General features: G+C 50.1%; 24 protein-coding genes. 12 read left to right on the top strand and 12 right to left on the bottom strand.

Annotation, left to right across the window (positions count from 1 at the left end):
- Positions 1–37 precede the first annotated feature (37 nt).
- Positions 38–643, bottom strand: a complete 606-nt coding sequence (locus tag JTI98_RS08900) for a tyrosine-type DNA invertase (RefSeq protein ID WP_058587069.1) — start codon at positions 641–643, stop codon at positions 38–40.
- 788 nt (positions 644–1431) lie between these two features.
- Between JTI98_RS08900 and JTI98_RS08905 the strand changes: the two genes are divergently transcribed.
- From JTI98_RS08905 to JTI98_RS08930, 6 genes are all read left to right on the top strand, one after another.
- The gene (locus JTI98_RS08905) at positions 1432–2007 is read left to right on the top strand and encodes a TIGR00730 family Rossman fold protein (RefSeq protein ID WP_216082148.1); all 576 of its coding nucleotides are present in this window, start codon (positions 1432–1434) and stop codon (positions 2005–2007) included.
- Positions 2008–2573: 566 nt separating this feature from the next.
- On the top strand, positions 2574–3116 hold the full coding sequence (locus JTI98_RS08910; RefSeq protein ID WP_216082149.1) for a fimbrial protein: 543 nt from the start codon (positions 2574–2576) through the stop codon (positions 3114–3116).
- A gap of 67 nt (positions 3117–3183) precedes the next feature.
- The gene (locus tag JTI98_RS08915; RefSeq protein WP_216082150.1) at positions 3184–3849 is read left to right on the top strand and encodes a molecular chaperone; all 666 of its coding nucleotides are present in this window, start codon (positions 3184–3186) and stop codon (positions 3847–3849) included.
- 59 nt (positions 3850–3908) lie between these two features.
- Positions 3909–6368, top strand: coding sequence for a fimbria/pilus outer membrane usher protein (locus tag JTI98_RS08920; protein ID WP_252869635.1), 2460 nt, complete (start codon positions 3909–3911; stop codon positions 6366–6368).
- Positions 6369–6385: 17 nt separating this feature from the next.
- Entirely contained in the window at positions 6386–7477 is a 1092-nt protein-coding gene (locus JTI98_RS08925) for a fimbrial protein (RefSeq protein ID WP_125340055.1), read from the top strand.
- Between the two features lie 139 nt (positions 7478–7616).
- A complete protein-coding gene (locus JTI98_RS08930) occupies positions 7617–8141 on the top strand; it encodes a hypothetical protein (protein WP_042999440.1) in 525 nt (174 codons plus the stop codon).
- Here the strand turns inward: JTI98_RS08930 and JTI98_RS08935 are convergent.
- Positions 8138–8761 (bottom strand): hypothetical protein, encoded by a 624-nt coding sequence (locus JTI98_RS08935; protein ID WP_042999441.1) that lies wholly within the window; start codon positions 8759–8761, stop codon positions 8138–8140. The two genes, JTI98_RS08930 and JTI98_RS08935, sit on opposite strands and share 4 nt — an antisense overlap.
- A gap of 277 nt (positions 8762–9038) precedes the next feature.
- Here JTI98_RS08935 and JTI98_RS08940 point away from each other — a divergent pair, with 277 nt between their 5' ends.
- On the top strand, positions 9039–9590 hold the full coding sequence (locus JTI98_RS08940; protein WP_042999442.1) for a hypothetical protein: 552 nt from the start codon (positions 9039–9041) through the stop codon (positions 9588–9590).
- Positions 9591–9635: 45 nt separating this feature from the next.
- Here JTI98_RS08940 and JTI98_RS08945 read toward each other — a convergent pair whose 3' ends face one another.
- Both JTI98_RS08945 and JTI98_RS08950 read right to left on the bottom strand, forming a co-directional pair.
- Positions 9636–10004: a hypothetical protein gene (locus JTI98_RS08945; RefSeq protein WP_224267557.1), complete on the bottom strand. Its 369-nt coding sequence runs from the start codon at positions 10002–10004 to the stop codon at positions 9636–9638.
- A 106-nt stretch (positions 10005–10110) separates the two neighbouring features.
- A complete protein-coding gene (locus JTI98_RS08950; protein WP_216082152.1) occupies positions 10111–10959 on the bottom strand; it encodes a transcriptional regulator in 849 nt (282 codons plus the stop codon).
- A gap of 616 nt (positions 10960–11575) precedes the next feature.
- Here JTI98_RS08950 and yjdI point away from each other — a divergent pair.
- Together yjdI and JTI98_RS08960 are read left to right on the top strand one after the other, a co-directional pair.
- A complete protein-coding gene (gene yjdI / locus JTI98_RS08955) occupies positions 11576–11806 on the top strand; it encodes a 4Fe-4S mono-cluster protein YjdI (protein WP_058587065.1) in 231 nt (76 codons plus the stop codon).
- Between the two features lie 11 nt (positions 11807–11817).
- Positions 11818–12090 carry a GNAT family N-acetyltransferase gene (locus JTI98_RS08960; protein ID WP_042999446.1) on the top strand — a complete coding sequence of 91 codons (273 nt, stop codon included), beginning with the start codon at positions 11818–11820 and terminating at the stop codon, positions 12088–12090.
- A gap of 31 nt (positions 12091–12121) precedes the next feature.
- On the opposite strand, the gene JTI98_RS08965 is transcribed toward JTI98_RS08960, so the two are convergent.
- The 6 genes from JTI98_RS08965 to JTI98_RS08990 all read right to left on the bottom strand — a co-directional run bounded on the left by JTI98_RS08965 (position 12122) and on the right by JTI98_RS08990 (position 19753).
- Positions 12122–12847: a fimbria/pilus periplasmic chaperone gene (locus JTI98_RS08965; protein WP_044327785.1), complete on the bottom strand. Its 726-nt coding sequence runs from the start codon at positions 12845–12847 to the stop codon at positions 12122–12124.
- Entirely contained in the window at positions 12813–14153 is a 1341-nt protein-coding gene (gene stbD / locus JTI98_RS08970; protein ID WP_196010413.1) for a fimbrial usher protein StbD, read from the bottom strand. Before stbD ends, JTI98_RS08965 begins: the two co-directional genes overlap by 35 nt.
- Before the next feature lie 6 nt (positions 14154–14159).
- Positions 14160–16715, bottom strand: coding sequence for a fimbrial outer membrane usher protein (locus JTI98_RS08975; RefSeq protein WP_216082153.1), 2556 nt, complete (start codon positions 16713–16715; stop codon positions 14160–14162).
- Entirely contained in the window at positions 16696–17448 is a 753-nt protein-coding gene (locus JTI98_RS08980; protein WP_216082154.1) for a fimbria/pilus periplasmic chaperone, read from the bottom strand. Before JTI98_RS08980 ends, JTI98_RS08975 begins: the two co-directional genes overlap by 20 nt.
- Positions 17449–17500: 52 nt before the next feature.
- A complete protein-coding gene (locus tag JTI98_RS08985) occupies positions 17501–18034 on the bottom strand; it encodes a fimbrial protein (RefSeq protein WP_043001829.1) in 534 nt (177 codons plus the stop codon).
- A gap of 834 nt (positions 18035–18868) precedes the next feature.
- Positions 18869–19753 (bottom strand): nickel/cobalt efflux protein RcnA, encoded by an 885-nt coding sequence (locus JTI98_RS08990; protein WP_216082155.1) that lies wholly within the window; start codon positions 19751–19753, stop codon positions 18869–18871.
- 120 nt (positions 19754–19873) lie between these two features.
- Between JTI98_RS08990 and rcnR the strand changes: the two genes are divergently transcribed.
- The gene (rcnR, locus tag JTI98_RS08995; RefSeq protein WP_042999451.1) at positions 19874–20146 is read left to right on the top strand and encodes a Ni(II)/Co(II)-binding transcriptional repressor RcnR; all 273 of its coding nucleotides are present in this window, start codon (positions 19874–19876) and stop codon (positions 20144–20146) included.
- 27 nt (positions 20147–20173) lie between these two features.
- On the opposite strand, the gene JTI98_RS09000 is transcribed toward rcnR, so the two are convergent.
- Positions 20174–20485: a hypothetical protein gene (locus JTI98_RS09000; protein ID WP_042999452.1), complete on the bottom strand. Its 312-nt coding sequence runs from the start codon at positions 20483–20485 to the stop codon at positions 20174–20176.
- A gap of 20 nt (positions 20486–20505) precedes the next feature.
- The gene (locus JTI98_RS09005; RefSeq protein ID WP_043001830.1) at positions 20506–21207 is read right to left on the bottom strand and encodes a hypothetical protein; all 702 of its coding nucleotides are present in this window, start codon (positions 21205–21207) and stop codon (positions 20506–20508) included.
- A gap of 602 nt (positions 21208–21809) precedes the next feature.
- Here JTI98_RS09005 and JTI98_RS09010 point away from each other — a divergent pair.
- Positions 21810–22604 carry a winged helix-turn-helix domain-containing protein gene (locus JTI98_RS09010; RefSeq protein ID WP_044264308.1) on the top strand — a complete coding sequence of 265 codons (795 nt, stop codon included), beginning with the start codon at positions 21810–21812 and terminating at the stop codon, positions 22602–22604.
- The coding region (locus tag JTI98_RS09015; protein WP_216082156.1) for a hypothetical protein at positions 22591–22954 on the top strand (364 nt) is incomplete at its 3' end. The genes JTI98_RS09010 and JTI98_RS09015, both read left to right, overlap by 14 nt.

Consider the following 22954-nt stretch of genomic DNA (forward strand, 5'->3'; position numbering starts at 1 on the left):
TATCGTGGTTTTAACACCATCCATGGTGTTGTATCTGTCACAGTGAAATAGCATTATGCTGTTTGAGTTTAGCGTCATCCCAGATACCGTAAAATCGACCAGCGTTACTGGCGGTGTACCAGACGGTATGGCGAATGTTACGGTGTCCCAGGTAATCCTGGATGAGACGGGTGTCGATCCCCATATTGGCTAATGCAAAACCGCATGAGTGACGAAGCATATGCGGATGAATTTCAAGCGGGAGCCCAGCGTGATCGCCCGAGGCTGAAATGATTTGATAAAACTGTTGGCGAGAAAGAGGGTTTCCTTTTCTTGATAAAAATAACCACTCACTGTTGGCATGAGGATAGTCGGCTCGTATAGTCAGCCAGTTTTTTAACGCCTGAATTTCTTCTCTTAATAATGGATGTGTTGTCGAAAAACCTTTTTTCAGGCGGTGAATGTAAATACATCGAGATTTAATATCAATATCTGATATTTGCAGGCGACAGATTTCACTGGCACGAAATCCATGAATAAAACACAATAAGGTCAGACAGTAATTGCGGGCAGCGTGTGGTCCCGTGTTTGCTGCTTTGAGAAGTGACTCTATTTCATTTTGAGTCAGGAAATTCCTCTTCTTATTATCGGCGTTATTTTTCATTAGGTTCCCTTTTGATTGCAGGTGCGCAAGCGTTCTGCTGATTTCCATTAATCCAATGGTCTTATCCGGTTTTAACTCATGATTTATTTGTACTGCACGGTAGGCGCTAATCGTATGCAACGTTGCTTCGCTACAGAAGGACGTGAGCGGATAATGAAAATGGCTGTATGTTGTTTCGTCATAACGTCGTGACATTATCGACTGGGTGCCTCCTCTGGTCTTGTGTTTTTGCTTATCTTACTGAATCAATAAACGTTATTGCTGTTCTACGATCGAGCCCATTCCGGAATACCCCGAATGATGAGCAAAAGGCTTTGCTAAGGACGAAAAACGACATGGCAACCTCGCTAGCATTCACTGTAGAACTACAACAATGAGTAAACAATACTGCAAAAAACACGGTGAGAATAGCAATAATAAGTCATATAACCGCTTTAGAGGCGGGATCTGGTATTTAGCCGTGAGCAGATTGATTCCCGTTAACCCGCAGAAATTGCATTAGTACGGGTATATTTGGCGGATGAGGGCGTGTGGCTGAAATTAGCCTGTCTTTATGTGATGAAATGTTTTGCGACAAATAAAATGCGAGCGAGGGAATAATAACGCCTGAAACTACTCTTATTCATCTAAGGCGTTTATGCGTATCGTTCTGGTAATTACTGGAAATCACCTGGTCAGTACTTTCATCTGGCCGATCTCACATAGTGTATTGAGCCCCTTTGCATTATGCTGTTTCGACATTGAGTGAATGAAGATTTACGGATTAAGTAATTCCAAAAGGAAATTATATGAAGTCTATCGGTATTTTTTGCGGTTCATCTGAAGGCCATTCTTCGGTTTATATGCAGGCCGCGCGCGAAGCCGGAACCTATCTGGCTCAGGCCGGGCTGGGCATTGTTTATGGCGGTGGCCGGGTCGGATTGATGGGGGCCGTGGCGGATTCCGCCCTGCAACACGGCGGGCACGTGACGGGGGTGATGCCCGTGTCTTTGGTTGAACGTGAAATTGCGCATACCGGGCTGACTGATTTGCAGGTCGTTGAGAACATGCACCAGCGTAAAGATCGCATGGCGGCATTGTCTTCTGCTTTCATCGCCTTACCCGGCGGGGCAGGCACGTTGGAAGAGATTTTTGAGCAGTGGACGTGGGGACAATTAGGCATCCACCACAAGCCCTGTGCGTTTTATAACATGAACAATTTTTATCAACCGCTGCAGGTCATGGTACAGAAAATGGCCGATGAAGGTTTTATGAAGCAGAGTTACGTGGATATGCTGTTTTTCTCCGATTCGTTGCCGGAAATTGTTGAGTATTTTTCGACATATACGCCGCCGACCTCCAAGTGGACCGTGATCCAGAAATAAGATGACTCATTGTGCTCCTGAAGAGCAGAGGATGACACCTGTCACTGACATGCCCCCGCCCAGGCTATGGCCTTCCGGGGGCATTTTTACGCCGGATTCATATCGATGGTTAAAAGGGAGCCTTCCCCCCAGGAATATTCTTAATTTCACTTAGGCCAGATGCCCGTCGGGCAAAAAAAAGCCCAGAAAATGATCTCTTTTCTCTCTATATGTTGCCATTATGTTTATTTTAACCGTTGCCCCAGGGGATGTTGATACAGTTAATAAAAAAATGGCCGCGAATATTAATGTAGACTTTTATCTTACGGTGTTGCAGAAAATTCAGTGGTATTGCAATTGGTAACATAGAAAAATATTATTTTAATCACGGCTAACATGGCAGCGATGCAAGTCTTTATTAAAAGGTCATGTTTTGTCTTTGCCGCATTACCACAGCAAGTAAAGCCTCGTATTATCACGACGGGATTGTGAATATTATCAGCAGGAGCATGCGAAGGGAGAAACGCCAGAACAATTTTTGTATTGGCGAAAGTAAACATTAATAATACGTTTAAATGAGCGAAATAATGAAGAGTCAAATTCGTATAGCCGCGTTTCTGGTCAGCGCAATGGCGTCTGGTGTCGCGCTGTCAGCGGTTTCTGGGGTGCAGGGGACCGGTGGTACAGTGGAATTTTCCGGTGAGATTGTCGACAGTTCCTGTAATGTCACTACGGGGTCAAAACATCCCAGCGTGGATTTAGGTCGATGGGCAAAAACCTTTTTTACTGGTACAGGGGTGGAAACCACGAAAACGCCTTTTACCATCAGCGTAGATAATTGTCCGGCGTCGGTGAAAACGGTGGCCGTGTTATTTACGGGGGCGACAGATGCGAATAATCCCGCACTGCTGGCATTGAATTCCAGCTCCATCGCAACAGGTGTCGGTATCAAATTATATAACGCCGGTAGCTCGCCTACGCCAATTACGCTGGGCTCAGTGTCTGCCGCTGCGAATGTGGTATCAAATAAAGCCGACCTGAAATTTATGGCCGATTATGTTTCCACGACCACGAATGTGACGGCGGGCAGCGCTAACGGCACTGCTGACTTCCTGATGGTATACAACTGATCGACACTCTGAGCAGGCTTCCGGTCTGCTCAACTCTTTTTTCTTCTTTTCCTGATGGTCACACTTCATGAAACAGTTTATCGCCGCAATGACGGCATCGTTAATTCTGCTGAGCGCTACCGCGCAGGCAGGCATTGTCATGGGTGGAACCCGTGTTGTTTATCAGGAAGGGAAGCGCGAAGCCACCATGACGGTGACGAATGCCGACACGCAGACGCCGTATCTGGTGCAATCATGGGTGGAAAACGCGAACGCAGAGGATAAGCGGCCAGTGCCGTTCGTGGTCACGCCGCCGCTGTTTCGTCTTGAGCCGGAACAGCAAAACGTCCTGCGTATTACGTTTACGGGGGGCGCATTGCCTGCCGATCGGGAGTCCATGTTCTGGCTGAACATTAAAAGTATCGCCCCGACGCAAAAAGAGGACGCCAATAAACTGCAGATTAACGTGAAGTCTCGCTTCAAACTTTTTTATCGCCCGCAGGGGCTGAAAGGCGAGGCAAAAGACGCCTGGACGCAGTTGACCTTTACCGTGCAAGGAAACCAACTGGTGGCGAACAACCCGACGCCGTATCACATCTCCTTGTTCTCCCTGACCGTGGGCGGCAAAGCGCTTGCCGAGCCGGGGATGATCGCCCCGTTGAGCACGCGTCGCTGGACGACCAACGGCAGCGGCCCGGTGACATGGCGGGCAATCAATGATTTTGGCGGCGTGACCGACTCCGCGCAACAGTGATGTCAGGCAACCTTCCCGTGAAAAAGAGAACCGTCCTGTTATCGGCGGACAGCGCGACGCTGCTGCTGACGATCATCCCTGGCGTTTTACTGCTGTTTTGCGATCAGCGTCAGGCGTGGGCGGATGACTATTTTGATCCTGCCGCGCTGGAATTACGCGATCCGCAACAGAAACTGGCGGACCTGCGCTATTTTGCCAAAGCGGGCGGACAGCAGCCCGGAACGTACCCGGTCAGTGTCTGGCTCAACGAACAGGAGGTCGCACAGCAGAATGTGACGTTTGTCGAGGAGAATGGGCAACTGAAACCGCTGCTCACCCCTTCGCAACTGGCGGAATACGGGGTTAACGTCAGCGCGTTTACCGCCTTCAGTCAGTTGCCTGATGGAGGCACTTTCACCGATATCGAACGCTACATTCCCGATGCCCGCAGCCAGTTTGATTTCTCCACTCAGCGTCTGAATCTGAGCATTCCGCAGGCGGCGATGAACGTGCAAAGCCACGGTTATGTCGATCCCGCGCGTTGGGATGACGGCATTCCGGCCGCCTTCGTCGATTACACTTTTTCCGGCTCGCAGACCCGGCAGTCAACGGATGACGGGCGTTCCAGTTATCTGAACCTGCGCAGTGGCGTTAACCTCGGCGCATGGCGCCTGCGTAACATCTCGTCGATGCAGTACGATAAAACCCGACGCTGGGACTCGCAAAGTACTTACCTGCAGCGCGATATTGTCTCACTGAAAAGTCAGCTGCGGATGGGGGATACCTACACCCGTGGCGACGTCTTTGACAGCGTGCAATTTCGCGGTGTGCAGCTGATGTCTGATGACGAAATGCAACCGGACAGCATGAACGGCTTTGCTCCGATTGTGCGCGGCGTGGCGCACAGTAATGCGAAAGTAACCATCGCGCAGCACGGCTATGTGATTTATGAAACCTACGTGTCGCCGGGGGCATTTGCCATTCAGGATCTCTATCCCACCGCCCAGAGCGGCGACCTGGAGGTCACTGTTAAAGAGAGCGATGGTTCTGAGCGGCGCTGGACACAGCCGTTTGCTGCGGTGCCATTTATGCTGCGTGAAGGACGCGCCAGATTCAGCCTGAGCGCCGGGCGCTATCACTCGACCTCGCAACGCAGTCGTTCGCCGACGTTTATGCAGGGAACGCTTTTTTATGGTCTGCCCGCTGAGTTCACCTTCTATGGCGGTTCGCAGCTGGCTGAAGATTATCATGCCGTCGCGGCAGGGCTGGGGCGTGGTTTTGGCCTGCTGGGCGCGCTGGGGTTGGATACGACCTGGGCGGCGACCACGACGCCTTCAGGTAAGCGTTATACCGGTCATTCGCTGCGCACGCAGTACCAGAAAAGCGTTGCGCAAACGGGGACCTCGTTCAGTCTGGCCAGCTATCGTTACTCTTCCAGCGGATATTACGATTTTAGCGAAGCCGCGATGCTGGAAAGCCGCTACGGTCAGACATGGAGCAAACGCAGTCGCGAAGAGATTTCCGTTAATCAGGCGCTGGGAGGGGTGGGTACGCTTTCGCTTTCAGCGTATTCGCAGGACTACTGGCATAACGCGGATCGCGATCAAACCCTGCACGCCGGATTTTACAGTACCTGGAAGCGTGTTGCCTGGAGCGTCGGCTATTTCTACACCAAAACGACAGGACACAGCGCGCCGGATCGCTCATGGTCATTGAACGTTACGCTGCCGCTGGGCGGCGCGTGGTCAGACAGCACCGTAAGCTACAACACCTCTTCCGATAATCACGGCTACACCTCGCAACAGGTGGGGATATACGGTGCGCTGCCGCAGAATCAAAACCTCTACTATTCGGTACAGCAGGGGATTGCAAATCAGGGGCAGGGTAGCAACAGCAGCGCATCGCTGGACTATCACGGTGGATATGGGACGACGCAACTGGGGTATCGCCGCGATCGCGACAGCAGCCAGATGACCTGGGGGGCGTCTGGCGCTCTGGTGGTACATCCGCACGGCATCACGCTCGGACAGAACGTCGGTGACAGCTTCGCCATTGTTCGCGCGCCGGGCGCGGCGAACGTCGCGATTCAGAACGCAAACAATGTTCATACCGACTGGCGTGGTTATGCCGTGGTGCCCACGCTTACGCCCTATCACAAAAACGTGATCGCGCTGGATGCCCAAACGTTACCGGATGATGCGGATGTCGAATTGCAGGGGGCGACGGTGATCCCTGGCGGCGGCGCAGTGGTGGAAGCACATTACCAGACGCATATCGGCAACCGCGTACTGTTCACGCTTCGCCGCAATCAGGATGTGGTGCCTTTTGGTGCCAGCGCCCGGCTGGTCGGTGATGGCGGTACCGCCAGCGCGATGGTGGCCGAACGCGGGCAGGTCTACCTGAGCGGGGTGCCGACGGCAGGCACTCTTGCGGTGAAATGGGACGGCGCGGGCGTGAGCCGCCAGTGCGTACTGCATTTCCGGATAGCGGATGCACAGGACCGGAACCCGGTGAAAGAGGTGGCGGGACAATGTTTATGAATCATGAGGAACTGACGATGTCAGGGGTTTTTCGTCTTATTTGCGGGTTAATGCTGCTGGTAGCGAGCCTGTTTAGCCAGTACGTTCAGGCCGAAACCTGTCAGGGTAATACCGGACAAATGACCCTGAACTTTCAAAACATCAAATATCTGCCGACGCTGCGGGTCAATACTCAGATGAGCAGTATTATGCCGGTGAACGGTGGGGGGATTCGCTTTACCTGCGATCGGCAAGGGACGACATCGTCGTGGAAAAAAATCGTCTATCAGCAGATGAATACCCAGGGTGGGCAGATCATTGACGGACATGCGGTGTTCAATTCGGCCTTACCCGGGATCGGCTACTCACTCAGTTTCCAGTGCGACGGGGGGCCGATCCATTTCCTGGAGTCAGTGGGCAGTCGGTCGGTTACGGTTTGCGACAGCACAGAGAGCCCGTCGATGCTGACGCAACGGGAAGTGGAGGTGAAAGCGTGGGTGACCTTCTATAAAACCGCTGATATTCAACTGGTAAGTAATAACCATGCTTTCGCCAACACGCTGGCAAATGTCGGGAACCTGTCGATGACGTACCCGAATGCGGGGGGAAATGGCGATCAGGTCAGCAGGCCGGTGATTCTCGATCTTGCGGCGATGAACGTGGACATCGGCAGTCGCGGTAGCTGTAGCGTCACCCGCGCCAGTATTTTTGTCGATCTGGGCAAAGCGAACCGGAGCGATTTCAAAGGTCCGGGTACCTCTGGCGGTTCGGCGGTGCCGTTTAGCATCCCCGTGTATTGCGCTACGCCCACGGATATCCGTATTGGCTTCTTCGCGACCCCGGCGACGACCGGGGCGACAGATACGCTGGATATTACGCACTTTCCCGGTGGTGCGGACGGCGTCGGGATCCGGATCCGCTATGGTGATAATGGCGGTAACGGGCCGGTAAAGGGAACATCGGTGACGCTGAATGAGCCCGCAAATCTGCCAGTGGTACAGAAAGTTCCCGCTTCCAGCGCCGCAACGGCAGTGCCGGTCAATTTTATGGCACAGATGGTGCAGACAGGATCGACGGTCACCGCGGGACGGGCAAATGGCACTGCCACCTTTGTGCTGGAATATAACTAAGAAGCTATAAAAGCGATCGCTCTGAAAAGCGTGCGGTAAGGGGTGAAAAATATTTACGTAGTGAATATAAAAACGTAGTTTCTTTATGGCTACCCAGGCGCCCGTCGTGGGCAAGAACGGCAAGGAAGCAGGAGAACGGATGAAATTTATCGCCACCATTACCGGACAACACATTGATTACGGTGATATTCGACCGGAGCATATTGTGATTGAAGATATTGCGGTCGCCCTTTCGCACCTCTGTCGCTTTGCCGGACATGTGCCTGAATTTTACAGTGTCGCCCAACACGGGGTTCTGTGCAGCCAGTTAACGCCACCTGAGTTCGCGCTTGAAGCGCTGCTGCACGATGCCGCTGAGGCCTATTGTCTGGATCTTCCCTCACCGTTAAAGCGCTTGCTTCCCGCGTACAAAGAGATTGAAGCACGGCTGGATAACGCCATTCGTCAGCGTTTCGATCTTCCTCTCACCCCGAGCAAGGTGATTAAACAGGTGGACCTGATGATGCTGGCAACCGAGCGGCGCGATCTCAATCTGGATCCCGGTAATGACTGGCCGATGCTGGCAGGGATCTCGCCCACGACGCGGTTGACCGTCACGCCACTGATGCCACGAGAGGCACGCGCGCTTTTTTTATCCCGCTTTCAGGAACTGACAACCGGTTAAAGATGGTATGCCGTCACGGTTCGGCGCGTGCCGGTCAGTGAATCGAACACCTCGACATCTGACGCCAGAATCGGCATGCCTGACGCGCGGAGTCGCTGAATATCGGCGGCAATACGCTGGATCCCCAGCCAGAACAGTCCATCCAGGGCGTTAACCTGCAAACCACTCTCCAGTGCCAGGCGAAGCCGTTCCTCGGGATGCTTTGTCTGACTGGCAACCTGCTGATAGGGCGCCGTGGTAATGGTTTCCTCATCCATACGGCGGATACGCGACGACAGACGATAGCGAAAGGCATCGGGGACGCGACTGAGATCGGCATTGATGCTGTAAACCTGGCCACGGCGTTTATCATTAATCAGCACATTTTTCTGGGTGAGGGCAAATTCTTTCCGCAGCTTGTCGATCAGTTGCGGAGTACGGGTGAGGAGCAAACGGAAGGGCAGTTCAAAGCTGGTTACGTAATCGACATTAAGCAGCGCAATACGCAGTCGTTCTTCAACACCGGCATTCTCTTGTTGGCACTCCGCCAGAACCTCTTTCCATTGGCTGGCAATGCGCGGCGACTCGTTGATTTCAGTGAAATGATATTTTTCAATCAGGTAATCGATACGCCTGGTCATTTTTTTCCATCCCATCCGCCCGTTCGCTAATGGCACAACATAACATAGAGAAAGAGACAGAATACAGAGACAAACGAATAATTGTCTACTTAAGAGTGTTTAAGAAATTTAATTAAAATGCACATTATCAATAAGTTATAAATGTCACACCAGTTAAGACTATTTAATTGTATTATTCGTAAGCTTATCAATATAATTTTTTACATGTCTCGCTAAAGCTGGATATAGAAGAACGGAAACGACCTGTGAGTTAAATTATTAATACGGAAATAAAGCGATGGCGATATATATTATAAGTAATGATAACTATTTGCAGGAGGGTATTGTCTTATTGGCAAAAGAGGCCAACCTGGAAATCGTGAAAGAAACCATGCCTCATTTACCTGTTGAAAGACTCACATTCGACGATACCGTGATTTTACATCTTAATTTGTTCAACAAATGTTGTGCTAAAGAAATCTCCAGACTCAACAAAAAATGTAAGTTGCTGGTTATACTGGACTCAGAGCGGAGTGCATTGGTCCTGGATGCCGATGTGATTGTCAGCGCACAGCAGTCTCTGCTATCGCTGATGATGATCATTACGCGTCTGGTCGGTATGGAAAAACGCCAGGCTATCAGGAATCATGTTCTCAATCGTGTTGAAAAAAGGATTATTTGTGAATCGCTGTTGGGTAAAGATATTAACCTGATTGCCGAATCATTGGCGCTACCGCCGAAACGGGTATACACCTATCGCAACCTTGCGTGTAAGAAATTAGGTGGGCACCGGGTTCACGATCTACTGCTGATCAAAGAGAATTTACTCGAAGAGAGTATGTTTCTTTAAAACGCGTCAGCCCTGTTGAGCACAGAGCTGACGGTTTTCTCCCGTTTATCGGGCGCAATAGAGCAGAGGGCGTTTCCCGATGGTGAACAGGAACCCGTGAACACCCTGATTAAGAATGGAGTAACTCACATCTTTATCGGGGTAAACGTAGAAATCAGGCAGAATATCGGCTAGCAGATCATCCGGCAACGTTTCGATAATTTCGAACTTGTTGATTCTGCTTGAGTGTAAGTGATACGAATCCTGATTTTCTGTCCAGTTATAGGCCACATCTCGTCTGATGCGCCCTTTCAGTTTGTTATCTTCAATATAGGTTCCGCTGACGGCTACGATGCCGTTCTGGTTTTTCAGCGAATACATGTAGTTCAGCGTGATATTTGCGCGGGCGTTTTTATGAAACACCACCAGCGACATCGAACATTCCTGTTTATCGTAATGTTTTGACATTAAAAAATTGTATAACGCGCTGATGAGCACACCCGCGAGTAAAAATATGGCACTCATCGTTATGACTGTTCTTTTACTCACTTCCTACTCCACGAAAAGAGAGTGTAATACAACCTGGAATGGCTGATTTCAGGTAGTTCTGGCGGCAGACAAGAACCGCTAAGCCTGGCGATGTTTGTGATAGCGGGAAGTACACCCAGGGGTACTTTTCGCAATCGAGTCCAGAACCCAGAATCAGCGCCTTAAAGTGTGCAAAGCTGTTTTTGTTATCGTGGCTGTCATCTTTGGTATAGAAACGACAGCCTTTGTCTTGCTCGACGAAGGTGTAATCAGCGAAGAATGGCTTCGTATCGCTAAAGTGCCAGAAATAGTTCATGCCGATAGCGCCAATAAAAAATGCCGCTACCATGGCGAGAATGCCAACGAAGAGCGGCAATCTGCTGCTCTTACTTACCGTCATCGCACTGGCAGGAGGGGCGATTTCTTCTGGCGTAAGCGCGGGATCCGCCTCAGTGCGGTACTCCACATCCAGTTCATCTTCACCCTGCAGAGAATCAGGGGCCACTTCAGCCTCCTGAACCGCAGCAACGCGAGTAATTTTAACGCTTTTGTCGATTTGGAAACCTTTGCGCGGGACTGTGGCGACGAGGATCCGGTCAGTCTCGCCAACGGCGCGTAAGCCTCGACGGACAATAGAAATATTCTGATAAAGGGTGTTGGCAGGCACCAGCATGCCTTCATCTTCCCATACCTTTTTAAAAAATTCCTGCTGAGTGACGACGTCCGGTGAAGCGTCAAGCAGCAAAAGCAGACAACGACTGGCAGGCGTTGTCAAAACCACGTTAATTTCTGGGTTAGTGACAGAAATTAACTTTTTACTGTCTGGTCTGAATTCAATATTATCGTTAATAATCCAGTACATATGGGTTCACGGTGTTCGAAAGTTATAAACAGTAGAGACTTAATTGTAGAAAATTCTGAACATACTATTACGTATAGTATAAATGAGTTCAGTAAGTCGTTTAATTTATGAAACTAATGTTTTTGTTCTGAAGTTTCACATAAGTGCATATAAAACAAAGCAATTTATTAACAAGGTCGGTGGATTCTGCCGCAATGAATAATCAGCTACTGTAATCATTTAAACATCCCAATGCCGCATTCCGGAAAAATTATGGCCTGATTATCAACAAAGTGGCGTTGAAATCTGTTTCAACGTCGTGATTTAAGATTCGGTATCAGACAGGTGTACTTTTCTGTAACTCACTATTTTTAATGAGTATTCTTGAATAAAAACAGATTTTTTTAATGAGTCATTTGAAAGATTTATTATGCCGACCTGATGTTAAATAGTCAATTAGAGCGAATAACCTTAAATATCATTAAATGCATAATATAAAATCTTAAATGCCACTATAATTGGTTTTTTATGCTTAAACATAAGGAACAGATGAGTATTTACTCATCTAACATTAAAGTGGTGGCGGGTGATATTCACGCGCTATGCTTAAGGGATAAACAAAAAATGAGGCAATGTCATGGATAAGCAACTTGAGGATGCGGGTTATCGCGTCTATACCGGTGAGAAAATCGATGTCTACTTCAATACAGCAATTTGTCAGCACTCTGGGAATTGTGTACGCGGTAGCGCCAGACTTTTCAATCTGAAACGTAAGCCGTGGATTATGCCTGATGAAGTGGATATCTCAACGGTGATCAACGTTATCGATACCTGCCCAAGCGGGGCGCTACAATATCGTCGTAAATAAGCGAGGGGAAAATGGAAATACTGGAAGGTCACAATAAATTCTATGTCAATAATGATCAGGGGAATCAGGTCGCTGAAATTGTTTTTGTTCCAACCGGTGAGCATTTAAGCATTATTGAGCATACCGATGTCGATGCCAGCCTGAAAGGTCAGGGGGTCGGAAAACAGCTGGTGGCGAAAGTCGTGGAGAAAATGCGCCGCGAAAAACGCAAAGTTATTCCTCTTTGCCCGTTTGCCAAACACGAGTTTGATAAAACTCGCGAGTATGACGATATTCGGGCCTGAAATATGCCGGGCAAGGCGCGTAAGCCGTCCGCTACGGGAGACGCGAGACGGCTTTATTGTAATGCCACAGGGTACCCTGGTCGTTAATGACGTCATAGCGGACCGATGAACATGGTGCTCCTTGTCCCTGTAGCGGGACCGATACCGTCGTCAGCGGCGCAATCATGATGCCGCTTGCACTGCCGGACTCACAGCTTATTCCGGCCAGCGTGATATGCCACGGGGTGGGGTTGGTTAACTGCAACTGATTTTGCGCCCCGGCGTATATCACGTGCAGCTTCTCCGCATCGCTTTCCTTAAGCGCACCGACGCCTTTCGGGCGAATGAACACCTTCATACGGATGCGTAACGGCAGAACCACTTTCTGCGCCACCTGGGCGTCGGTCTGCGTCATGGGCGGGATCTGATACACGTTCAGCCAGTAAAGCGCTTCGCGATCGCGCGGCAGTACCGAGGTGTCGGTCAGTTGCAGCGTAATGCTGCGCAGTTCGCCGGGCTGCATTTTAAATACCGGCGGTAGTACGATGACGGGCGTCGTCTCCTCATTGGGCTGGCTCGAGGGATTACCCGTATCGGTCCAGACCTGAACCAGGGCTGGCTGCTGCGGGGAATTGATCAGCGCCAGCGAAGCGCTTTTGTCACCAGCATTGAAAATTACCCGGGTCACTTCGCTATTCACCACCGCATGAGCGGAGAACGGCAGAACGTTCAACAGCAACGCGCTACTGAAAACTAACCACCACCTGAAGTTGTGCATAAACCGATCCTGCTGTTATGGCTTCGCCCGGAATGGCTTCCAGCGAGGCGGTGAATTCCCCGTTATACAATTCGGTCGAACCGCTTGTTGAAGTTTTACTGGTTAAATCGGCATAGCCGTACCATCCTCCGGCGTTGCCCGTGGCGGTTGACGTCAGATTTGGCAGCAGGTTGATAGCGCTACCGCCCAGTTTTTCGCTGTAGATGCGAATGCCCACGCCGGACGCCACGCCGCTGACGCCATAGTGGTTATCGAGCAGCCAGGTCCAGGCTCCCGATCCGGTCTTAAGCCCTAACTGATTTGCCGCATTCGCCGCCGTCTGGTTATTCACCAGAAAACCCATCGCCACGTTCGCTTTGCTGGTTGTCGAGACCGCGGTGCCGGAAATCGCGCCGGTTTCGCATTCGACGGTAATGTTAAACGGAGTCTGCGCTGTGCCGCCGCCGCTCAGCTCACCGACGCTGATCGGCGGCAGACGGACAATAGCGGGATAGTCATCGATTCGACAGGCGGCGCCGCGCACAAAGTAACTCTGGCTGGTGAGCGTCCAGCCGCCAGGCCACTGCATGGCGCCCCAGCCGTCGTAGTTGGTTCTGCTGTCAGCACCGTCAAACAGCCCGGAGCTCATGCCGCCGCCGTGGAAGGCGATATAGCCAGCCGGCCCGGCGTAGGTATAACCATAGCGGTTTGAACCGTTCACCCCTTTTGATGCGTCATCAACCCGAAACAGCTCAACGAAAACATCGCTGAAGGCGCTGCCCGGGATGTAAATGTAGGTCCCATCATTGAACATCTCGTTTTCAGGGATGAGGCGTGTTTGCCAGTAGCGCGAATAGTATTGCCCGGTTTTCAGGTTTGTCAGTCTGAGCGCCACGTTTTTGACGTAGGTGTAGTAAGCGCCTTCAATCCCGGCAACCGCTTCTCTGCCGCCCCAGGCATCATCGCCGTTGGTGGCGTAATACTCATACACCTTGCCGATTTCGGCGACGTCGCAGCGAAAATAGATCTGATTGGCGTTGACGCCCTGGGTGCGACCATTAGGCACAAAGCTGGCCGTCGAACTGGCGAGCAGTGTGCCTTCCGTTTGAAATCCGGCGCCGCTGCTTAAGGTGATAACGCCAGGCAACCCCAGTTTGCCTTTGACTTCGCTATCGCCAACGCCTCCCCAGCTGGCGCCGATGTAACCGGCATCTTTCGCTGTCTGAGACAGATCGTTGGCAGAGGTTACCCTTTTACAGGCAGACCATGCCGGCTGTGCCAGTACGACGCCAACTAACAGCAGCGGGAAAAAAGAAGATAATTTCATAAGCCATCACTCCTGGCGGCAAGGTAGCGTAAGTTGGTACAGCGGCGCGTCGCGCGTCGTTGGCAATTGATACCAGACCTGGCACTGCTGGGCGGCGGTTTTACCCCACTTAACGAACAGCACGCCGGACTGAGCGGCGAGTCGGGCGTAGATTTGCCCGCCCTGGCCCATGATGCCCACGGCTTCGCCATTGCTGTCCGTGACGTCCGCGCCCATCGGTGGCTGGCTGCCATCAGGCAGAGTGGTGTTAATCAACGTTGCTTTCCCGTGAGTGGTCTTGAACGTTACGCGAGAAATTGCGCCCGCATAGGGGACCAGCCGCTTGCTGCCGCCCTGAAGTTCGACGTCATCGGCCATATTCTGGCTGTCGAGACTAATGGTGTTATAGCGGTAGGGCGTTAATGACGGGAGGATCGCGTAGCCGAAACGGTCCACCGTCGCGCCCTGCCCATTACGAATCTCGGCTCCGCGTGCACCGGGAGCCTCCACCAGTGCGAAGGTGTCGCTGGTATACGGACCGGCGGTAATCCCACCGCGATGGGCTACCAGTGTACCGGACATCCCCAGTCCATACTGCTGATAACTGTCGCCCCGGGAGGCATAAGCGCGAAAGGCGCCGACGGAGGTGCGATGTTCAATATTTCCGCCCCAGGTCGAGCTGTCGCCACTGTCGTTGTTGTGCTCAATGCCGCTGTAGAGCGCCCACGAGGTAGAACTCTTTTCACCCGTCGTCCCGCTCATCCCAACCGTGGCCGTCCGGCTGTCGCGACTGCGGTTCATGTCGAGGTTGATTTGCGAGCGGCTGGAACCAAAGTCGAATGGAATCGAAATCCCCAGCGATACGGTGTTTTCCGTGTATTTTCGCTGGTTTTCGTTATCAAAATCGCGATCGTTGACGCTGCTGAAGTAGCGGCTGGAGTAGGTACTCCGCTGGCGTGCGGCGCTGATATTGAAGCTGATGTCACGCCAGCTATTACTGTAACCGAGTTGCAACTGGGTGATGCGTGAGGCGTTGTTATAGTAATCCGAGGTGCTGCCGGTAAAGCTCAGCATGCCCCAGTCACCCATCGGCTGGCTGACGGTCGCCGAGAAGTTGTTCCGCTGATTGAGCGTATCAGAGTAGTAGAGGGTGCCGTTTTTCTCCTGGCGACGTACGCCGAGTACGTCCTGCAGATCGCGATAGCCGCTGGTGGAATAGCGATAGGCCGCGAGGACCAGGTTGGTGCCGGTGGTGAAGGTTTTACTGTAGCTTGCCTCGACGCGCCAGCCTTGTTGTTTTTCGTTATTTTCTACATGAGCGCTGGAAAAAACCGTGTTCAAACCGAATGCGCCGACGGAGGTTGCCAGCACGCCGCCGGCGAGGAAGGCCTGATAATTATCTGCCAGTCGTGAACCCATGTTGGCCGTCAGCACGTTGCTCATCCCGCGCTGTAGTACACCTTCAATAAACTTATTTTCTACGCTGTAGTACTGACGAACGTAGCCCATCGCCAGTTCGTAATTCCAGTTACCGGGACGAATCGAGTCCGGTACGGCGGAATAGGGGACGGTGAAGCGCGAAACTTGTCCGTTTGCTTCAACGACATCCACCGTCAGATCGCCCTGGCCGCGGGTGTTGTACAGATCGTTAATCACGAAGGCGCCGGGCGCGACGGTAGTTTCGTAAATCACTTTTCCCTGCTGGCGTACAACCACACGGGCCGTCGTGGTGGCGACGCCGCGCACTTCCGGGGCATAGCCTCGTTTACCCTGTGGCCACATGCGTTGGTCAGTGCTGAGCTTGACGCCATTGAATGAGAGATTGCCAAACAGACTGCTGTTGGTGTAGTTGTCGCCGAAGGCAATGATGCTGTCCAGTTGCGGCAAAGGCCGTTGTACCGAGGTGGCAACCGCATTGTATTTGTAGTGTCTTCCCGTCTGATTGTCATCGGCGTAGCGCAGGTTGCCCTGATGGCGAACCTGCCACAGGCCAAGGTTGAAGCCAGCATTGATGTTGCTCCACAGATAGTCATAGCGCAGATGGCTGTCTGTGTTTTCGGTGTGGTAAAAGTTGGTATTGTGGCGCAGAAACAGCGCGGTTTCCCCGGCGTCCCATTCGGAGACCGGGATGAATCCTCGTGGCGAATGTAACAGCCCCGCCTGGGGAACCACCATGTTCAGGCGCAGCGAGCTTAAATCCACCTCCCAGCTGATTTTCGGGCCCAGAGCGTCGATCGGCAGACAGATGTTAGGGGTTACATTTTGCGTCGTACGTATGGCGCTGAGGGCAATCAGTTCCGGTGACAGGCAGGGTTGCACATCAGTTTTGTCGCCTTCGGGTTTGACCAGGGCGATCGATGCCTGGCGACGAATCAACTGGTTGTTAAGATATACGTCGAGCACATAGTCGCCTGTCGGAAGGGCGTTGTCCCGCTGATTAAAACGATCCAGATCCAGTGACTTACCAAAATCAGAACCCTGCAAAAGCGCCGGGTCAAAGTAGTATTCCGCACAGGTCGTCGCCGGAACTAACGCCAGGCCGATCAGGGGCGCGACGACGGTGTTACAGCGGATAGTCGGCACTGATGCGTGCTCCCTGATCGTTGATCAAGGTAATACGTACGCGCTGCGCGTCAGCGGTTCGCGGAAAGTGAAACGTTTCGCTGGCAAAAGGCGAGATCATGTCATTTTTAGGGTGCTGGATTTGCGACGCCCCGCCAGGTTGCAGGGCCGCGACCGTAATGAAATAAGGCTGATTGTTCTTAATACTTATCGCCAGTTCTTTATTTCCGTTAATCCGTTTGACCTGCAGATTCTCCAGCATTTTTTGCGGATCGCCGACCAGTCCTGCCGGGCGATAAAAAAGTTTGACCCGATTGCGCAACATAATCAGCAGGCTATTTTGTTTTTCGGTTTGGCTCGCTGATTGTCCGGCATTGGCGGGAGGAATTTGCATGAAATTAAAATAGACCAGTGACTCCCGGTCCTGTGGTAATTTTTTCCCGTGAGTGTAAACAATACGAATGATTTGTCCTTCGCCTGGTTGAATGCGAAATGCCGGAGGCGTGGCAATAAACGGAACCTGCGCAGACTTTTCCGGGCCATCGGCCATATTACCGTTATCGAACCAGCTCTGGACAACATAAGGAATGGCATCTTTATTTTTTAGATGCACATCAGTCGATTTCGCCGCACCATCATAAATGATACGCGTTCCTGTCATCGTAATACTGGCATTGGCATGGCTACAGCATGCGACTAAAAAAAGAAACAGGCAGCCTGAAATAAGCGTGCGATGACGATGAGAGGTTCGCATAGTATTTTCCCTGAATGTGGATGGCGGGAGTACATTCCCGCCAGAACGACGTTTACTGATAAGAAACGGCGTATTGCAGTGAAGCCAGTACTGTACCGGTCGTGGCCGCGCCGGCGCTGTAATACTGGGCTTTATAGGTCGCGCTCGCTGAGGTCTGGTTAGCCGCGAGAGAGAGGTCGCCGGTGCCGGTAAAGGCGCTGCGGAAATCAATTTCGGCATCACTGGTATCGAGAATTTGGATCTCTACATTCGTCGCAGAACCTGTGCTGCCAAGGTTTCCGGTAGCAGAACTGATGTTGTTACCCACGAAGACCGTCGAGATCTGCACGCCAGAAGACGAGCCGGTACAGTTGCTCACACCGACATCAAATGTCGTCGCGCCAGCAACCTGATTGGCATTCAGTTCGGTAGCCGTCACGGTCGGCAGTAATACCACCGGAGAAGCATCAGAGCCGTTTACCGATATTGAACAAGTCTCGTCACTCACTTCGCCCATAAACGTAATGGTATTGTCAGAGGCCAGTGCATTCGTGGAAAAAAGCGCAGAAGCCATCAGCGCCGAAAGGAAGGCACGATTTAAGGTCATAATATAAAACTCCATTTTTTATCAGTCGTGTTGATTTACCCTGTGAGTCAGGGTTCTTCCATGCGCAGGGACATTTATCGTGATGGCTCTGTGCGGGAATGAAGACAAAATAAAATTATTGGTAATTTTCTTAAAGGTGAGTTTTTTTGTGCTGAGAATATCTTCAACACCATGATTTTATTCTCGTAGCGAGATTCATTTCACCCGAATGAATAAATTAATTTGTCTGTGAGAATATTAGCCGGAAAATTCCTGGAGAAGAAAATCGTTTAAAACGAACAGATAGAATACCGGTGATAGGTTGGGGCTATTGAAATTTGGAAATAGATCGGCGTTAACTTCTTTAGGAATTTTAGATTATTAGATGATTAATATTGAAGTGTTGAGCCGGACGTAAAGCGTATTACGACTTAATTGATAGGCAGGTTAAGATAATTCACATTTAATGTATAAGGAAAAATGAATGATTAACCGTGCTAACCATTTTTATAATGCTATGCCGGGATAAGAATTTTATGTGATTACCGATCTTCTTTTGGAAACCAAGTAAGGTGGGTTCCAATAATTGCGGGTTGTTTGACATCAAAAAATGGGAAAAAATTTTTTGCTCTGTAATTGATATTGAGATGCTTTCCTCATTTTCATCGTAATAAACAGGAAGAACTAGCCCTGAAAATGGTCACTGACAATGGATTTTCAGCCCAACGTGGTGTGCCTTATGGTGACGCAAGGAGGTATTTATCGAGCAAATAGTTGCATCTCGCAACTAAATGGATGGTTTTTTGGAAAGGGAAGTGAGCACAGCGGCAGGCGCTGTGCGTCAGAAATATGTGTTCAGGAGGTGTGAACAATCCCCATGTAGCCGTGAATTCCCATATACAGACCGACCAGACCGATCAGCAGGCTGGAAAAATAAGGCGCTTTTCTTGCCAGTGCATTGAATCCACTCCAGCGTTTAGCGACCTGATGGACGCTGACTGCTGCGCCAACGCCGACGGCCACCAGCGTAATCGCCAGCCCCAGGCTAAAGCAGAGCACCATTGTTGCGCCGAGCGTGAAGGCCTTTAACTGGATACAAATCAGCAGTACGGTAATCGCGGCTGGACAGGGGATCAGTCCGCCGGTCAGACCGAACAATAAGATTTGCCCATTGGTCACCTCTTTGTCGTGAAAGCGGCGTTGAATATCGCTGGCATGCGCGCGTTCATGGGCATCCTGATATGCTTTCGACCCCTCAGTCAGTCCCGCCAGATCGCAGTGGTCATGATGATGGTCGTGATCGTGGTGTTCGTGGTGTTCGTGGTGGTCATGATGATCGTGATGCGCATGATCATGGTGGTCATGGTGGTGATCATGCTGCGTGGCGGTGAGCCAGTTTCGCTCACCCTGCCATGTCCGCCAGAACATCCAGGTTGCGGTGCCCAGAATAATAAACGCGGAAATCAGTTGCAGCCAGGGCTCCACAGATTCTGCGGTAAACGCCCGACTGATGTACATGCCACCGAGGGCGATCAGCCAGACCACGGCGGTATGGGAGAGCGTTGCCGCCAGTCCCAGCATCACCGCCTGCTTAATGGTTCCTTTAATGGCGATGATAAATGCTGCCATCATCGTTTTCGAGTGACCGGGTTCCAGTCCATGCAGCACGCCGAGAAGAATCGCGCTGGGAATGAAAAACCACGCGTTGCCTTGCTGAAGAAGTGTTGAAAATTCACCCATGATAATGATTCTTAGTTGCTTGTCTTCGCCCGATTCTACTCCCCCCCAGTACTAAATACTACCCCCCAGTAGATGCGTAATGCTATAATTCACCACGTTTTATGTTAAGGAGGTGTTGCGATGTCACACACAATCCGGGATAAACAGAAGCTTAAAGCCCGAACCAGCAAAATTCAGGGGCAGGTGGTTGCGCTGAAAAAAATGCTCGATGAACCCCATGAGTGCGCCGCTGTGTTGCAACAGATCGCCGCAATACGCGGAGCCGTGAATGGTTTAATGCGAGAAGTGATTAAAGGGCATCTGACCGAGCATATCGTCCATCAGAGTGATGAAGAGAAGCGGGAAGAAGATCTGGACGTGGTACTGAAAGTTCTGGACTCCTATATAAAATAGTCGGGAACGCTGTCCCGACTCGGTGTCTTAGCAATATACGACCGCCTGATTCCGCTGGGCGATATAGCGCTCAACGTGCTTATAGCCACTGATCGATTCCAGTGCATGCAGCAGGCAGCAAACTGCCCGGGCATTCGTCCGATCGGCTTCGTCTTCACTATGACTTTGCAACGCCTCTTCACACAACCTGCGAACAGCAGGCGGGAAGGCGAGTTTTTGCAGAGAGCACTCCAGCTCACCGAAAGCTATCTCGGCACGGGCCGTAAACAGTGATAACAGTACTGCACTCAGCGCGCGCGTTTCTTCTTCGTAGTATCCCACTTTATAATCCTTGTCCATTTCGTTCCCTGTTGTCGGACTCATCTGCGTCTTTGCAAATGCACTGCTGTACCATCCATCTCTTTGAGCAACAGCGGATAAGACGACTTATCGCCAGAAACCGCATGAGAGTGAATAAACAACGAATTGATTCGTCCACCCATTCTTTTTTCAATTCGTTGCTTGTAGGCGTAGATGCTGCGGATATCCATGTTCAACAGTTGAGCGATCTGGTGCGGATTACTGCCTGCAACCATGTGGCCCAGAATGGTGAACTCCATCTGCGTCAACGTATTCCCCTTGGTGAACGACAAATGCCGTCCGATAAACACCTGCCTGATCTTCTCATTGGCGACATCCAGTCCGTCATCATGGTAAATGATAGCGGAAACAGCAGGATGATTTTTGCGCCAGTAGTTGGCGAGCGACTGCATGTTGCGATCGCTGATCAAAATAATGCCCATGCGGGTACTTGCGAGATATTCTATCCACTCTTTATCCAAAAACAGGCGTAAAAAGCTAATAGAGAAATCCACAAAAATATAACCACTAAGTCTGGCGTTGTGATTGTGATTTAAAATACCTTCAATGACCCCTTTATTAAAATAAATGCTTTCTTCTGGCCACATGCAAAAACAGGCATTGGCGCAATACTGTAAGCGGGGTGATTTTTCGGGCATTATTTTACAATGCAAGGTACAACTGCTGCATGTCAAATTCTTTAATTTAACGTCCAGCCCCATATTGAGAGCCTCCCTATCCGTAGATGATTTCATAATTTCATCCGTTTTAAAACATGTCAATACTCTACAAAATGCAACTTTGATAGAGAGGAAATCCGAAATTTTATTTATTGCTATTATTCTTAATCACGAATTTTTTAAGGGGTTTACCTCTGTATCAATTCAGGTTTCTGGCGGGGTCATTGTTCCGTTGAGGAAGCATGAAAAAAAGCCTCCAGGAATTTTGTAACAACCACCAGGAAAATCTATATTGCAAAAATGTTTAAGTTTTATCGCTAAATGGCATTAATGGCAAAAAGTTGATCTTATGTTAAATTCTTTGAAAAAATTGTAACAATGCTATTGTCTTTTATTAAGTAATGCTATTTATCTGTTTGTCCGCTTTTTAAACGTGAAACTATAATAATGAGTGCTGAGTGATAACGCACCTAAAATGGTCTTAATTAAGAACACCTGATCTTTTTCAGATTGAAGTGTATTGATTTATAAGAATTTTTGTTTGTAGGTTATGAGCGTCCAAACATATCTATTATATATTTAGTGATCTCTGTATAAGATTTTTGTAGCATGACATTCATCATGTAAATGCGAGAACGCACACAGTGTTTGAGAAGTACACACACACTACAGTATACACAATTAATAACCTGGTTGACTTTCACCCGGGTGACAGAAGTCTGACGAATAAAAATACGCAAAAAACTGTCATTCTTCAAAACCCTGCGAGTTTCATCCTTTTATATCTCCTTACAAATTGTGGGGTTGTTATTCCGCAAGCCCAGCTCGTAAAGATTGGCTGGGGTGATAAAAACACTATCACCTCCGTCAATACGTTATATCAGACGGTGCTCATGCTCAGAAATGCATTATCGGAGGTTGGGTTGCCGCGCGACCTGATTAGAACCGTCGCCCGGCGGGGTATGATGATCACCGCAGAGATACAACGTACGGAGACGGAATCGGTTGAAAATGTGGAAGAGGGCGAAAGCAGGGAGGAGCCTGTATGGCCTGCTCTGACAGCGGTAGCGCTTAAATTACGGCCTTCAAGAACAACACTAAAGATGGGGGCTATTTTACTGTCGGCATTGCTGATCGGTGTCAGCGTTTCTTTTGGCTTTTTATATCCGACGGCCGAATCGCTGTTCTCTTCCTATGCCATTGTTGACTCTGTCTCCTTTTCATCCTGTACCCTGTTAATGAAAAGCAAAAGTACCTTTAATACTCGCTATACGGTATTCCTGACGAGACACCCGGATATCTGTCAGAATCATAACTATGTCTATCTCTCAGGAATGAGCAGCGCGAAAAATATTGCGGCAATTGCTTGTCAGTTGGATATAAGGGAACATCCTCTAACAAAATGTACGACCTGGTATTCAATTAATGATAAAAACTAAAATAGTTATCTTCATTGTATTAGTGGTAATAGTAACCCTGGCCGGTGTGGGGTTCTGGTATGCACATAAAAGCAAAAATAATATTGATTGCGAGGGGCGTGTGGTATGGGAAATTAATAATGAGGAGTTTCGGGGAGATGTAGCCTATCAAATGCAAAATAATCAGGGGATCGTCACCATTACCGGTGATTTGCATACGCCGCAAAATAAAAAATTTAAAATTAGCCGAATTGTGTATTTCACCTATTATAAGGTTCGTGACAACTATATTATCAGCACCAATAACCTCGTGCGGTTTCCGAGCGACAATTTAGAGGTGAACAAAGGATACCGTTCGTTGCCTGCGCTGG

The sequence above is a fragment of the Citrobacter sp. MGH 55 genome (assembly GCF_016906145.1).
In the GTDB taxonomy this organism is placed as follows: domain Bacteria; phylum Pseudomonadota; class Gammaproteobacteria; order Enterobacterales; family Enterobacteriaceae; genus Citrobacter_A; species Citrobacter_A amalonaticus.